The sequence below is a fragment of the Chitinophagales bacterium genome, assembly GCA_041392475.1.
Taxonomy (GTDB): Bacteria; Bacteroidota; Bacteroidia; order Chitinophagales; family UBA2359; genus JAUHXA01.
This window is the reverse complement of sequence record JAWKLZ010000002.1, coordinates 1,455,866-1,469,667: the sequence shown is the minus strand read 5'-3', so window position 1 is coordinate 1,469,667 and position 13,802 is coordinate 1,455,866. Positions and strand designations below refer to the sequence as shown.

Sequence of the window (13,802 nt, the reverse complement as noted above, 5' to 3'; positions counted from 1 at the left end):
AGTCAATATCGTTAAATAGGCACTATTTTTTTCTATCAAAAACCTAAAAATTTAATAAACGTGTCGAACAAAAAAAAGATTGTTAAAAAATCATTCAGTAAAGAGGACTTGAAAGACTACAAAATTAACGTCAATGAATTTGGAGAAATCAAAACCAATCTAGATATTGATGCCATCAATGAGTTTTTGGACAAGCACGTTGATGACAAAAAACTCAAAGATCGAGAAGATACAGAAGAACTTCGCAAGGGAGGAATAAAAACGAACATCAATGACGAACAAGATGAATCCTAAACTTCAAAGACCCATCCGTGTTTTGGTGGCAAAGGTCGGTTTGGACGGTCACGATAGGGGAGCTAAAGTAATTGCAACTGCCTTTAGAGATGCAGGTATGGAGGTGATATACACAGGTTTGCGCCAAACTCCTCAAATGGTGGTCAATGCAGCACTGCAAGAGGATGTGGATGTCATCGGCATCAGTATTCTTTCTGGCGCACACATGACCGTTTTTCCCAAAGTATTGGCATTAATGAAAGAACAGGAAATGGACGATGTCTTGCTCACAGGTGGTGGAATTATTCCTGAAGAGGACATGAAAACGCTACAAGAAATGGGTGTAGGTGGGCTGTTTCCTCCTGGTACTAAAATGACCGATATTGTGGATTATATCAGTGAATGGGTTAGTGAACATCGTGCTTTTTGATCGCAGATTACGCTGATGGTGCAGATTAGAAGGATTACCAATAAAATAATTTCCCGATTTAGACTTTTGAAGTTTTAGTTCAAAAATTTGTCTTTATAATGAAAATCAATATTTTGTAAAGAAAAAACTTCAAAAGCCTTTATGCCAAATTATGAGGTTATTTTATTAGAGTTACTAAACAGATTACGCCGATGGCGTGGCAGAAACAGATAAGCAATTCAAATATAAAAAAATGGAAAACTACCAATACATTCTCCTTCAAATCGAAGACTATATTCTCACCATTACGATCAATCGCCCCGATAAACTCAATGCGCTCAATGCTCAATTGTTGCAGGAAATCAAAGCCGCACTAATAGCGCATCGCAATGATGATGCGGTGAAAGGCGTAATTTTGACAGGATCAGGCAAAAAAGCCTTTGCAGCAGGAGCCGATATTTCCGAGTTTTCCAGTTTCAATGGAGAACAAGCTAAAAAATTGTCAGCCAATGGCCATTCAGTGATGGATTATATTGAAGGCTATCCAAAACCAGTCATTGCAGCCGTCAATGGATTTGCTTTGGGAGGCGGATGTGAATTGACGATGGCTTGCCACATGCGAATAGCGTCTGACAATGCACGTTTTGGACAACCAGAGGTGAACTTGGGATTGCCTCCAGGATATGGTGGCACACAGCGTTTGGTGCAGTTGATTGGCAAGACCAAGGCAATGGAATATTTATTGACCGCTGATATGATTGCTGCTGAGATTGCTTTGCAGTTGGGTTTGGTCAATTATGTGGTACCACAAGATGAACTGTTGGAGAAGTGCAACAGCATTCTTCAAAAAATTGCTACAAAAGGGCCAATTGCTGTGGCACAAACGATTGATTGTGTTAATGCTGTTGCAGATGAAAGCCGCAATGGTTTTGAAGTGGAAATCAATGCTTTCGGACATTGTTTTGATACCGAAGACTTCAAAGAGGGAACAGGGGCGTTTTTGGAGAAAAGGAAGGCGGAGTTTATAGGAAAGTAAGCTACAATTCAGGGAATACAGATAATTGTACCATTTCGATTGGCGAGCCTGGCAATTGGATTCTGTTGTTTGTGGATGACCTTCGCTACAATGGTATTTGGAATGCTCACGTGGTGAGTCGAGTCGTTATGTAAGGATTACGATGGAAACGGCGACTTCTTATATTGGAGAGGTGTCGGTTTATCGGAAGGAGTAGATTCGTTGGAGGTGAGAAGTGAGATAAAGAGAATGTAATGAATACCCAATTTTGAAGTGGAGATGCTTCGGAATTGGGTATTTTTATTTGTAGGAATAGGATTAGCATAGTAAGAATGATGGGTATAAAATTATTCTTATGACTTTACTTATTGAAAACACTTTTGCATTTATGTTTTTTCTCATGCAAAAAAAATATTTTTTAGCCGAATTTTAACAATAGCTAAATAACTACAAGCAATTTCCATATTAATTTTTATTTTACTTCATTGTTTATTTACAGAAACATTTGCAAGCTGCTATTATTTGGCTTATATTTGCATTGCAACTAATTGACATACAGTTATTTTTTATGATTGTAAATATCTAAATAATAACTACAGTCAACTATTCGTCTACAGTTTTTTATCTATAAAAAATCATTGTTGACAAGATTAACAATGATCTTTTTACATAGATCAGAGACATAATTATTTGATGCATTTGCTTCGAATAATATTATTTAACTAAAGAAATATATCTATAGAAAGAAAAAATAAATTTTAAAAGATTCGAAACTGGAAGCAACATGACTGTAGAGTATGTTGCTTTTGTATTTAAAAGAGGAGAAATGATAAAGATATTCATCTTCGAAAGTATGAGAGGATCTCTTTGGCAACTTCTACAGTAATATCTAAACAGGAGTTTTTTCTCTGAGAGAAGAGAAATCCTTGAGGAAAGTAAAATAAAAAAGCCTCGCTAAATGTACCAGATTTAGTGAGGCGATATTAAATAACAATTTAAATTTTTTAAAAATGAATTTAAAATTAAAAAGAAATGGTGAATTCTACACCAAAAACCAAGAAAAAACTTTTCATTCAGAAGAATCGAAAAGATGTATTGAAAACACTGTCCAAAAGCTTTTGGATAATGAAACTACTATTGAGAAACTAGGTATGTTACTTGGAAAGATTCAAAGTGGTAAAACGAGAACTTTTATAGGAGTCATTTCTTTGGCTTTTGATAATGGATATGATGTTGCTATTGTATTTACTAAAGGAACTAAAGCTTTGGCTCGTCAAACACTTCGTAGATTAAAATCTGAGTTTGATTATTTCATTAATAATCAAGATGAATTGGAAGTTTATGATATCATGTTTCTTCCTGAAAAATTGACCAGATACCAAAGAGGTAAGAAGTTAATTTTTGTAGTAAAAAAAGAGGATGATAACCTTAGAAGATTAGATACAGCATTTTCAGAGACTTATCCTGATTTGCTACACAAAAAAGTTTTGATTGTTGATGATGAGGCAGATTATGCAAGTATTGGTTTTAGGAAAAATAAAAGAGAAGGAACTAAAGTAAACGTCATTACGAAGCAAGTTAGTGATTTTAGAAAATCATTAGAGACTCCATGTGGTTTTTTACAAGTTACCGCTACACCTGCAAGTTTATATCTACAACCAGAAAATTATGAACCACGCAACTTTACTATAAAACCATTAAAACCAGCTTTTACCGAATTGGTTCCTATTCATGATAAATATATTGGCAGTGAAACATACTTTGGAGAAGCAAGTACCAATTCGTCAGATTTAGCTTATTATTTATTCCAACCTGTACCAAATAAAGAAATAGGCGTACTGGAAAAACAAGATTTAAGGTATATCAATAATATTCTTACTACTCCTAATTTACGTATTTTTCGGAAGGCTATTATGACCTTCATTGTAGGAGGATGTATTCGAAGATTACAAAATAAACATTATCAAGAGCGTCAAAAGAAATTTAGCTTTGTTGTTCACATTGCAAGACAAAAGAAACGTCATGAATGGCAGGGAATGTTGGTTGAAGCATTAAGGCATGGTTTAGAGAGTTTACTGAATGAGGATGTAGCAACTTTAAAAGAATTAGTAAAAGATGCCCATACTGATTTGCAATCTTCATTAGAAATTATGCGCAATTGGATTCCTTCAGAAGAGGATATATTCGAAGCTGTATGCAAGGCTATCCAAAATGAATACATAGGTTACAATGTAGTCAATTCTGATAATTCTATAGAAACGCTACTTGATGATAATGGACAATTGAGACTAAATAATCCATTTAATATATTCATTGGTGGGCAGATTTTGGATAGAGGCTTAACAATCGAAAATCTAATTGGATTTTTCTATGGTAGAAGCCCAAAGAAGTTTCAGCAAGATACTGTTACACAACATTCAAGAATGTATGGTGCACGTCCAAAAGAAGATTTAGCTGTTACTCGATTTTATACTGCAACACACATTTATGAGGCTATGCATAAGATGCATAAATTTGATGAGTCTCTGAGAAATGCTTTCAAAAGTGGAGGTCATCAAGAAGTAGTTTTTATAAGGAGAGAAAATGGTAATATCTTGCCTTGCTCTCCGAATAAAATACTGCTTTCAGATACAACTACTATACATCCACATCGCAGATTACTTCCATTAGGTTTCAAGACAATAACACAAGCTAAACTTAAACCAATTGTTTCAAAATTAGACACAACAATAGATTCTATTTGGCAGAACGCTAGCTATGAAGAAGCTAAGTTGATTTCAATTGACAAAGCTGAAAATATTATTGATAATATTGGAAAAACTCTAAAATTTGAAGACGGATACAAATGGGATGTCAAAGAATTTAAAGCAACAATGAGATATTTATCTTCAGAATCTAAAGATGAAACTATAAAAAACCATGTTTATATTGTCGTTAGGTATAATAGAGAAATAAATCGGTTCAGAGGTGATGGTAGATTTGAAGGTTCGCCTGATACCGCTAGTGAACCCACAAGTGAAGGAACAATTGCTCGTAAAATGGCAAAAGATATTCCTTCTCTCATACTCTTACGACAAAACGGAAGGAAAGAGAAAAACTGGAAAAGTAATCATCCTTTTTGGTGGCCCATTTTAATTGCTCCAAAAAATACGGAGGCAATAATATTCGCAAACAAAGTTTGCAACTAAACTGATAAAGTAAAAGAATGAATATAGCACCTTGACAAAAAATTAACTACTACAAGGTGCTATTCATCTTTACTTTGAAAAACAAAATGACAAATGATTTCATCAAATACATTTTCAAAAGAACACATTGAAAGCTTTAAAAATCAAAGTCAATATTCCAAAATCAATCGTTCGGTTTTGGAGAAAATGATACATGCTTTGGGATTATTGGAGCAATTACGGATTTTCGACTTGAATTTCATATTCAAAGGAGGAACTTCACTTTCCTTATTACTACCCAACTTCAATAGATTGTCCATAGATATTGACATTATTACTGAACATACAAACGAGGAATTGGAGAACGCATTTGAAAAAATTATTCAAAATTCTCATTTCAAACGTTTTGAACGACAAAAAAGAGAAAGCGATAGAGGCAAAATTCCAAAAGCACACTATGCTTTCTTTTATGAAGGACATTTTGGGCAGAAGGAAGATAAAGTTTTATTGGATATTTTGTTTGAACAATCGCCCTATCCCAAAACTCAAATACTTTCAATTGAATCACAATGGTTGTTGTCGGATTCCAATCCTCCTCAACAAGTTTGTGTTCCAACAATTGAATCTATTTTGGGAGACAAACTAACCGCTTATGCTCCCAATACGACAGGCATACCTTATCAAGTTGATAAGTCAATGGAAATTATCAAGCAGTTGTTTGATGTAGGTTTATTATTTGAGATAGCAGATGACATGGGCATTGTTGTTCAGTCATTTACCAATACCGTACTCAAAGAAATCGGCTATAGAAACCAAGAAATAACTATTGAGGATGTTTTGGATGATATTATTGAAACAGGTTTGTTGCTTGCAAAACGTGACAGAAACAAAGAAACCAATGATATTGGAAAAATTAAAGAGTTATCAGATGGAATTAAAAGTGTAGATAGTCATTTACCTTCTACTAAGTTCCGAATAGAACATGCAATTGAAGCAGCAGGTAAGGCGGCTTACTTAGCTGCCAAAATTAAAGCAAATGATTTGAATCCAATTCCAAAATTTGACAAACCTTACAAAACGGAATTCATCACAAATCAAAATTATAGTATTTTGAACAAGCAGAAGAAACAACCAACAAAAGCTTTTGCATATTGGTATGAGGCACTGAAGTTATTGAATTTAGTCAACTAAATTCAATATTTCTCCAAAAAAATAAATTTTTGGAGTATTTTTGAAAATCATATTTTTCCAAAAAATGATAAAACTGGAGAAATATGGTTTATTTTTCACAAAAACACTAATTTTTTGGCTGCAGAAAACTACATACAACTACAGTTTGAGGAATACATTGAAGGAAAAATTTACCTTACAAAAGAAGATGTGATTACTTTTTACAAGCAATTAGAACCCAATCGTTCTAAGAAAACCATAGAATGGAGAATTCATGATTTGCAGAATAAAGGCATAATACAAGTAGTTGGGAGGGGAATCTATACACTGAAAACCAAGCAAATATTTGAACCTTATTTCAGTAGCTACTTTCAGAAAATCTATAGTATTGCAAACAACGGTTTTGTATTGGAGGCACATTCGATTTGCAGCACTGAATGGCTAAATTATTTTACCAAGCATCAGTTTATCAAATTTCTGTACGTTATTGAAGTTGATAAAGAGGCTTTAGAACCTGTTTTTCACCAATTCCGAGACGAAGGATATCAAAATGTTTTTTTGAATCCGAATAAACAATTGATGCAAGATTATGTGTTGGGGCAAGAAAAATCTATAGTTATCAAACCACTTGTAAGTCGGGCTCCTATTCAAGAGGTAGAAAACATTTTCATTCCTACTTTAGAAAAACTATTGGTGGATTTAGTAGCAGACAAACATATTTACTATATCTATCAAGGCAGAGAATTGGACCGAATTTATGAGGATGCTACTGACCGATATGCGCTTAATTTCAGCACTTTGTGGAGCTATGCTAAGAGAAGAAATAAGCAGAAAAGAGTGAGGTTTCTTTTAGAGGAATTGGTGGATGAAAAGGTTTTGTCCACGATTTTTTAAAATATTGAACAACAGTTGATTGTTGTTGTCACCTAAGACACCATCGCATCCCAAACTACTTCTTTGGGAGGACTCGCAGTGATTACAATAGGTTCTTGAGAGACAGGATGTATGAATTCGATTTGGCGGGCATGAAGGTGAATCGAGGCATCTTTGTTGGTGCGTTTGAAGCCATATTTAAGGTCGCCCTTGATGGGGCAATCAATTGCTGCTAATTGCACCCTTATTTGATGGTGTCGGCCTGTTAAGGGTTTCATTTCGAGTAGGTGGTAATTGTCGGAGCTGTGTAGCCATTTGTAGTGGGTTTCAGCTCGTTTGGTACCTTTTGTTTCCGTAGGATATGCCTTTGATTTGTTGCGAACTTGATCTTTGATGAGGTAATGCACCAAAGTATCCTCCATTTTGGGAGGATGGTTTTTGACCACTGCCCAATAGGTTTTTTGGATGGTTTTTTCTTGAAACATTTTGTTGAGTCTCGCCAATGCTTTACTGGTTCGAGCAAATAGCAGAACTCCTGAAACAGGACGGTCTATGCGATGCGTTACGCCAAGATAGACATTGTTTTGTTTTTTGTATTTTTCTTTGATGTATTGTTTGACGTACTCACTCAAGGGTATGTCGCCTGTTTTGTCGCCTTGCACCAACATTCCTGCAGGTTTATTGATAGCAATGAGATGATTGTCTTCGTAGAGTATATCGAAAGGTAAATTCATTGGTAGAATTGAAGTTAAATCACTGATTGGATAAATAATACTGTTGGCAAAAAACATATAAGTGAACTAATTTTGGCGCAAAAGGGTTAATTATGCACTCTCAAAATTAAAACTTAATTTTGATTCTATTTCATTTACCTCCACAAAACACTTCCTCTCATGCAATCAACAAAATCTATTGTCTTATCAAAAATTGGAGAACAATACAAACCCATTGTCACTTTCTTCAATGAAGACCTGCAAATTGAACAGTGGCCCACCAAACACAGTAAAAAGCAGCTAGTACTGCAATATTTGATTACCAAATTTGAAGCCGACAAAAACTACTCAGAAAAGGAGGTCAATGTGTTGCTGAATCAACACCATACATTTGGCGACCCTGCTTTGTTGAGGCGTATGATGTTCAGCAGCAAACTGTTGGATAGAACGCAAGATTGTCGAGCATATTGGGTAAAAAATAAGATAAACATAAATTTTTTGGTACAATGACCTTGCAAATACTGATTCAACAAATTGACGACCTAAAAAAAGAGTTGGATTCACTTCGACCAATTTCTGTCGAACGGGAGGCGAAAATTAAGCAAACATTTCGGCTGTGGTGGAATTACCATTCCAATGCGATTGAAGGAAATCAGTTGACGTTGGGTGAAACCATTTCGCTCATTCTCTTTGATTTAACTGCAAAAGGAAAATCCTACAAAGACCATCGAGAAGTAAAAGGGCACAATGAGGCTTTGCTGTGGATTGAAGAAATAGTAAAAGAAAACCGCCCACTTACGCAACATTTTATCCGAGAACTCCACCAAACATTGTTGAAGGAATCTTATGATTCTCCTGCCATTACTCCAACAGGTCAAATCGTCCAAAAGAAAATCTCAATAGGGGCATACAAAACAAGCCCCAACCATGTTCGCACATCAACAGGTGAAATTTACCATTATGCCCTACCCGAAGAGGTTCCTGCAATGGTAGATGATTTGTTGCGGTGGTACGAACAGGAAAAAATAAAATTACACCCCTTGGTTTTGGCAGCTACGTTTCACTATCGCTTTGTCAAAATTCATCCTTTTGATGATGGAAATGGGAGGATGTCGAGAATTTTGATGAATTTGATTTTAATGCGTGGAGGATATCCTCCTGCTATTATCAAAATGGAAAAGCGTAGTGAATATTTGGCAGCTTTGGGTGAGGCGGACGCAGGTGATTTGGAAAAATTCATTCTTTTTGTAGGTGAATGTTTGTTGGAATCTACCGACTTGTATGTACGAGGGGCAAAAGGTGAAAATATTGGTGAATCGGATGATTTGGATAAAAAAATTGCTTTGTTGAAATTGCAGTTGAAGAATCAGAATGAAATTGAAGAAAGGCCTATTGAAAGAAACATTGAAGTACAAAAAGAATTGTTTGAAAAATCATTAAAGCCTTTAATTGATGGACTTGAAAAAAAACTAATTCAATTTAATGATCTATTCTTGAAAACTAATCATACTTTAGAAATAAATACTTTTATAGATTATAAAGAAAATTTTGTTCGCCATATCAAAAAGGCGTTTGAAGAAAAAAATATAGAAGGAATACGTATATATTTTGTTTGGGAGAAATTCAATATGAGCAAACAGATTTTATTTGATGTAAAAAAAAATATTAATATAATTCTCTTTACAAACCATTATTATTTACAAATATCAAATGTAAACATTCAACCTATTGAAAGAAAATATGGTTTTCAACTTTCCCAAGAAGAAATCAAACAAATTATCAACTCTACAGCCGAATCCATACTAATCGAAATCCAACAAAAAACCAACATACAATTATAAAACCTCTCCGCCTCCTCGTCTGTTTGTTCAATTTTACTCCCAGTAAAAAAAAATGTGCATCTTCGTGTTCAAAACTACATTACAAATCCCCCCGTTTCCTCACGGTATTCCGTTGGACTTTTGCCCATTATTTCTTTGAACATTTTGTTGAAGTGAGATAAATTATTGAATCCCACTTCAAAGGCTACCCCTGCAATAGAGGTATCTTCCTCCGCCAACAATTTGCAGGCTTGAGCAATGCGAAAATCATTGACAAATTTGGTGAAAGTCGTGTTGGTTAGCTTTTTGAAGTAACGGCAAAAGGCAGGAACGGTCATGTGAACTTCTTGGGCAATGTCGTCAAGGGTGATGGCTTCTTCAAAATGGTTTTGAATGTATTCATGTATCACAATCATTCGTTCACGTTCTTGTACATTTACCTCTACGGTCAAACCTTCAGCGTTTAATAATTGATAGTCTGTAACTTGTGCTAATTCTTGAAGAATGTCTAATAGACACAGTAGTTTAGAGAATTGAGGCAATTGAAGTAGATACTCCAATCGTTCGCCAATATGTTTTTTTACTTTTGAAGGAAAAGAAATGCCTCCCTTTGCTTTGTGCAGCAATTGACGAATAGCCATCATTTCTGGTGTATCCAAAAAATCGCTCCCCATAAAATCAGCTTTTAACTGTACGACGATTTCTGTTTGTTCTTGTCCTGATTGATTTGCAAATGTCAAATGGGGTAGGTTTGGGCCGAGTAAGAGCAATTCACCATTGCGGTAATACGAAATGTGCTGCCCGATATGTCGTTTGCCGCTACCATTAGCAACATATACGAGTTCATATTCGGGATGAAAATGCCAAAGTGGTTTTTGGTTGTTTTGAGTGTGAAATTTACGGACAGCGAAAGAGCTGCCAAAACTGGGTTGAATAGTTTCTAATACTGGTTTCATGTGCTTCAGTTTCGTGAAAAAATACAAATTTGATGTTTGTAGTCTGGTTTTCAATTGTTTGGGTAAGCAACATCAAATCTGGGTTAATTTAGCACTACAAGTTGTCAATATAGTAGTAGTGAGGTCTTGTGCGCCAATGTACCTTTGCAGTGAAAATAATACAAAGGTAATTTAAGTTCACCGATAGCAAGGTGATATAACCCATTTCAAAACTAAAAAGTTCTTTTTTTTTAAAAACTTAAAATTCACGTAACATGAAAAACGTAAAATTAATTTTCACAAGTATGATGATAAGTGCTTTAATGTTCATTACTTCAATGACTTTTGCTAATCCTTTTGGAGTAGTATCGCACATTGCAGTGGTTCAAAAAGACAACGGCAATAAGAGCATTTCTGTTCGTATTCCTTACTCAGATAGTCCTAAGGTAATGATAACATTGAAGGACAAAAACGACTTTACTTTGTTCAGTGAAAGAGCTAAAGGTAAAGATGGATTTGCTAAAGAATTGAATGTGAATAGTTTGCCAAACGGCATTTACTATATTACTATTGAAGACAATGAGAAAATCACGAAGCAGGCTTTTCGTATTGATTTTGAAGAGGTTATTTTGAAGGAGTATAAAAAAGAAACTGTTCAAAAACCTACTTTTCAATACGATGCACGCAGGCAAATGGCTCTATTGAATGTTGTAGCGGATGGTACTATTGAAGTAAAAATGCTTACTCAGGATGGTGACAATCTTTTTGCATCCAATAGCACGAATCAATTTGAGAAAACATTTAATCTTAAACGCTTACAGCAAGGTAATTATACTTTTGTGATGAGCTACGGAGGCGAAACTTTTTATGAATACATCTCTGTTCGATAAGAAAGATTAGTAGTAAAGTTTTATAAAGCATTTTGTTTGTATGGCCATTGGAGTTTTTGCTTCAATGGCTTTTTTATATTTATCTTTGTCCAAACATTCCTATCTTATGAGCAGTAACAATCCTGAACAACAAAAACTAACGCCTATCAGTGAATTAGGGGAATTTGGTTTGATTGAGCATTTGAATAAAAATGCCCGCCAAAACAATACGAGTACTTTAAAGGGTATTGGTGATGACGCAGCAGTGATTCACTATGAAAAGGATAAGGTGACAGTGGTTTCTACAGATTTGTTGGTAGAAGGTATTCACTTTGACATGGTTTATACACCTTTGAAGCATTTGGGCTATAAGTCTGTGGTAGTCAATCTTTCTGATATATTTGCGATGAATGCCATACCCCGCCAAATTACGGTTTCTATTGCTGTTTCGAGTCGTTTTACAGTGGAAGCCTTAGAAGAAATTTATGAGGGTATTCATGCTGCTTGTGATGCTTATGGCGTTGATTTAGTGGGAGGTGATACAAGCTCTTCTCGTTTGGGTTTGGTGATTAGCGTTACGGCAATTGGCGAGGCGAAAGCGGATGAAATTGTGTATCGAGATACTGCAGAGGTAGGCGATATGATTTGTATAACAGGTGATTTGGGGGGCGCATATTTGGGCCTGCAAATTTTGGAGCGTGAAAAAGAAGTGTTTATAGCGGACTCTAATATGAAACCTGACCTGACTGCTTCTAAATATTTGATTGCTCGTCAATTGAAGCCCGAACCCCGCAATGATATTATTGATATTCTACAAAATATGAAGATCAAACCTACTTCAATGATTGATGTTTCGGATGGTTTGTCATCAGATTTATTGCATATTTGCGACCAATCGAATGTCGGATGTCGTATTTTTCAAGAAAATATTCCCATACATCCTGATACCTTGAAAACGGCTATGCAAATGGGTTTACCTCCCATTACTTGTGCGCTGAGTGGCGGGGAAGATTATGAACTATTGTTCACAGTAAGCCCTAAGGATGCCGATCGTTTGGAAGAAATTCAAGGGTTTTCGATTATCGGACGCATTACGGATGCCAATAAAGGGCGGTACCTCTTTACGAAAAAAGGAGAACAGCATGAGTTGATAGCCCAAGGTTGGAAGCATATTTAACGAATTTAGACTGGTTATTCGTGATTGCTGTTCTAACATTTTCAACTGCAAACGTATTTCCCTACTATCTCTTACAATGATTTTTTATAATAAACCAAATTTTGAAGGAACTTTTTTGCTAAAAAAAAAGTTATTTTAGCGTTATTTTTAGTAAAAAACTATTCTTTGGACTCAAAAATGCTACTTTTTTTTTTACTTCAAAAAAAGTGGGCGATAATCTTTTAAAACACAAACACATTGTGTTATATTTAAGTGTTTAAAAGAACACATTTGTACCACCTATCGTTAACAAAAATCATCTAATACAAATAAATATGTCAAGTTTGAACAGAATACAATTAATTGGTCATTTGGGCCAAGATCCCGAAATGCAGCGTTTTGAAAGTGGTGCCGTCAAAGCTAAGTTTTCTGTAGCCACCTCGTTTAATTATTCAACGGCTGATGGACAACAGATGAAAGAAACCGAATGGCACAACATCGTGATGTGGTATAAACTGGCGGAGAGGGCCGAGAAATTCTTGAAAAAAGGAAGTCAAGTATATATTGAGGGAAAGCTGAAAACCCGCTCATGGGACGATGCCCAGACGGGTACTAAAAAATACATTACAGAAGTAGAGGTTCGAGATTTTAGTGGTTTGGTGATGTTGGATAGTAAAGGAAGCGGAAGAGGAAATATGGAAGGTGAGGCTGCTAATGCGGAAATAGAAGAAAGTGAAGATTTCCCATTTTAATAGCTTTGGATTTTCATTGAAGTTGGATAGGATATTTTTGCGGAGTGAATACCGCACAGCTTAAAAACAATAAATTTTACAAATATGGCAAGTTTAAATAAAGTAACTTTACTGGGAAACTTAGGGAAAACTCCTGAAATATATCGTTTTAGTAGTGGTACTTTAAAGGCATCTTTTTCGATGGCAACTACGGATGGCTACAAAAACAAAGAGGGGCAATGGATTGAAGAAACCGAATGGCACAATGTGAGTGTGTATGGTAAACTGGCAGAGGTTGCCGAAAAATATTTGCACAAAGGCTCCAAATTGTATTTGGAGGGAATCATTCGTACCCGTTCTTGGGAGGATAGCAGTGGTGTGAAAAAGTATCGAACTGAAATAGAAGTGCGGGATAAATCTGGCAAAATAGTTTTGGTTGGTAGCCGTCCTGATCAATCTGCAGTGATTACGAAAGAAGGCAGTAGTAATAACTTTAGTAGCACAAATGTTAGCAATACACCTGCTGTGGACAATACGCCCCCACCGCCGCCTGCTGACGAAGTGGACGATGATTTACCCTTTTAGTACGGTGATTAGTAGATTTAGTGAGGAATAAAAATGAAAAAAATACTTATTCATCAGGCGGTTCGGAATTTTAAATCGAGGGATTG

The 13,802-nt window shown here is 35.5% G+C and carries 15 protein-coding genes; 12 read left to right on the top strand and 3 right to left on the bottom strand.

The window, feature by feature from the left end:
* Window positions 1-60: 60 nt before the first annotated feature.
* From R3E32_19255 to R3E32_19245, 3 genes are all read left to right on the top strand, one after another.
* Window positions 61-294, top strand: coding sequence for a hypothetical protein (locus R3E32_19255; protein ID MEZ4886875.1), 234 nt, complete (start codon window positions 61-63; stop codon window positions 292-294).
* Window positions 272-703, top strand: coding sequence for a cobalamin B12-binding domain-containing protein (locus R3E32_19250; GenBank protein MEZ4886874.1), 432 nt, complete (start codon window positions 272-274; stop codon window positions 701-703). Before R3E32_19255 ends, R3E32_19250 begins: the two co-directional genes overlap by 23 nt.
* A 232-nt stretch (window positions 704-935) precedes the next feature.
* Window positions 936-1,718: an enoyl-CoA hydratase-related protein gene (locus R3E32_19245; protein ID MEZ4886873.1), complete on the top strand. Its 783-nt coding sequence runs from the start codon at window positions 936-938 to the stop codon at window positions 1,716-1,718.
* 106 nt (window positions 1,719-1,824) lie between these two features.
* Here the strand turns inward: R3E32_19245 and R3E32_19240 are convergent, their stop codons facing one another.
* The gene (locus R3E32_19240; GenBank protein ID MEZ4886872.1) at window positions 1,825-2,022 is read right to left on the bottom strand and encodes a hypothetical protein; all 198 of its coding nucleotides are present in this window, start codon (window positions 2,020-2,022) and stop codon (window positions 1,825-1,827) included.
* Between the two features lie 685 nt (window positions 2,023-2,707).
* On the opposite strand from R3E32_19240, the gene R3E32_19235 reads away from it, so the two are divergent.
* From R3E32_19235 to R3E32_19225, 3 genes are all read left to right on the top strand, one after another.
* Window positions 2,708-4,885 (top strand): Z1 domain-containing protein, encoded by a 2,178-nt coding sequence (locus R3E32_19235; protein MEZ4886871.1) that lies wholly within the window; start codon window positions 2,708-2,710, stop codon window positions 4,883-4,885.
* 93 nt (window positions 4,886-4,978) lie between these two features.
* Window positions 4,979-6,055 carry a nucleotidyl transferase AbiEii/AbiGii toxin family protein gene (locus R3E32_19230; GenBank protein MEZ4886870.1) on the top strand — a complete coding sequence of 359 codons (1,077 nt, stop codon included), beginning with the start codon at window positions 4,979-4,981 and terminating at the stop codon, window positions 6,053-6,055.
* A 114-nt stretch (window positions 6,056-6,169) separates the two neighbouring features.
* On the top strand, window positions 6,170-6,928 hold the full coding sequence (locus tag R3E32_19225) for a DUF6577 family protein (protein ID MEZ4886869.1): 759 nt from the start codon (window positions 6,170-6,172) through the stop codon (window positions 6,926-6,928).
* 32 nt (window positions 6,929-6,960) lie between these two features.
* Here the strand turns inward: R3E32_19225 and R3E32_19220 are convergent, their stop codons facing one another.
* Window positions 6,961-7,641, bottom strand: coding sequence for an RluA family pseudouridine synthase (locus R3E32_19220; protein MEZ4886868.1), 681 nt, complete (start codon window positions 7,639-7,641; stop codon window positions 6,961-6,963).
* A 159-nt stretch (window positions 7,642-7,800) separates the two neighbouring features.
* Between R3E32_19220 and R3E32_19215 the strand changes: the two genes are divergently transcribed.
* Window positions 7,801-8,130 (top strand): DUF2087 domain-containing protein, encoded by a 330-nt coding sequence (locus R3E32_19215; protein ID MEZ4886867.1) that lies wholly within the window; start codon window positions 7,801-7,803, stop codon window positions 8,128-8,130.
* Window positions 8,127-9,461 carry a Fic family protein gene (locus tag R3E32_19210; protein ID MEZ4886866.1) on the top strand — a complete coding sequence of 445 codons (1,335 nt, stop codon included), beginning with the start codon at window positions 8,127-8,129 and terminating at the stop codon, window positions 9,459-9,461. Before R3E32_19215 ends, R3E32_19210 begins: the two co-directional genes overlap by 4 nt.
* A 74-nt stretch (window positions 9,462-9,535) precedes the next feature.
* Here the strand turns inward: R3E32_19210 and R3E32_19205 are convergent, their stop codons facing one another.
* Window positions 9,536-10,396, bottom strand: a complete 861-nt coding sequence (locus R3E32_19205) for an AraC family transcriptional regulator (GenBank protein MEZ4886865.1) — start codon at window positions 10,394-10,396, stop codon at window positions 9,536-9,538.
* 254 nt (window positions 10,397-10,650) lie between these two features.
* Between R3E32_19205 and R3E32_19200 the strand changes: the two genes are divergently transcribed.
* From R3E32_19200 to ssb (R3E32_19185), 4 genes are all read left to right on the top strand, one after another.
* Window positions 10,651-11,265, top strand: a complete 615-nt coding sequence (locus R3E32_19200) for a hypothetical protein (GenBank protein ID MEZ4886864.1) — start codon at window positions 10,651-10,653, stop codon at window positions 11,263-11,265.
* A gap of 106 nt (window positions 11,266-11,371) precedes the next feature.
* Window positions 11,372-12,421: a thiamine-phosphate kinase gene (gene thiL / locus R3E32_19195; protein MEZ4886863.1), complete on the top strand. Its 1,050-nt coding sequence runs from the start codon at window positions 11,372-11,374 to the stop codon at window positions 12,419-12,421.
* 314 nt (window positions 12,422-12,735) lie between these two features.
* Window positions 12,736-13,152 carry a single-stranded DNA-binding protein gene (ssb, locus tag R3E32_19190; protein MEZ4886862.1) on the top strand — a complete coding sequence of 139 codons (417 nt, stop codon included), beginning with the start codon at window positions 12,736-12,738 and terminating at the stop codon, window positions 13,150-13,152.
* Between the two features lie 84 nt (window positions 13,153-13,236).
* Window positions 13,237-13,716, top strand: coding sequence for a single-stranded DNA-binding protein (gene ssb / locus R3E32_19185; protein ID MEZ4886861.1), 480 nt, complete (start codon window positions 13,237-13,239; stop codon window positions 13,714-13,716).
* The last annotated feature ends 86 nt before the right edge of the window (window positions 13,717-13,802 follow it).

What these genes read in the sequence shown, in the direction of transcription:
- R3E32_19250 (MEZ4886874.1), top strand. Translation starts at nt 272, where the DNA reads ATGACGAACAAGATGAATCCTAAACTTCAAAGACCCATCCGTGTTTTG.
- R3E32_19245 (MEZ4886873.1), top strand. Translation starts at nt 936, where the DNA reads ATGGAAAACTACCAATACATTCTCCTTCAAATCGAAGACTATATTCTC.
- R3E32_19240 (MEZ4886872.1), bottom strand. Translation starts at nt 2,022, where the DNA reads ATGCTAATCCTATTCCTACAAATAAAAATACCCAATTCCGAAGCATCT.
- R3E32_19235 (MEZ4886871.1), top strand. Translation starts at nt 2,708, where the DNA reads ATGAATTTAAAATTAAAAAGAAATGGTGAATTCTACACCAAAAACCAA.
- R3E32_19230 (MEZ4886870.1), top strand. Translation starts at nt 4,979, where the DNA reads ATGATTTCATCAAATACATTTTCAAAAGAACACATTGAAAGCTTTAAA.
- R3E32_19220 (MEZ4886868.1), bottom strand. Translation starts at nt 7,641, where the DNA reads ATGAATTTACCTTTCGATATACTCTACGAAGACAATCATCTCATTGCT.
- R3E32_19215 (MEZ4886867.1), top strand. Translation starts at nt 7,801, where the DNA reads ATGCAATCAACAAAATCTATTGTCTTATCAAAAATTGGAGAACAATAC.
- R3E32_19210 (MEZ4886866.1), top strand. Translation starts at nt 8,127, where the DNA reads ATGACCTTGCAAATACTGATTCAACAAATTGACGACCTAAAAAAAGAG.
- R3E32_19205 (MEZ4886865.1), bottom strand. Translation starts at nt 10,396, where the DNA reads ATGAAACCAGTATTAGAAACTATTCAACCCAGTTTTGGCAGCTCTTTC.
- R3E32_19200 (MEZ4886864.1), top strand. Translation starts at nt 10,651, where the DNA reads ATGAAAAACGTAAAATTAATTTTCACAAGTATGATGATAAGTGCTTTA.
- thiL (MEZ4886863.1), top strand. Translation starts at nt 11,372, where the DNA reads ATGAGCAGTAACAATCCTGAACAACAAAAACTAACGCCTATCAGTGAA.
- ssb (MEZ4886862.1), top strand. Translation starts at nt 12,736, where the DNA reads ATGTCAAGTTTGAACAGAATACAATTAATTGGTCATTTGGGCCAAGAT.
- ssb (MEZ4886861.1), top strand. Translation starts at nt 13,237, where the DNA reads ATGGCAAGTTTAAATAAAGTAACTTTACTGGGAAACTTAGGGAAAACT.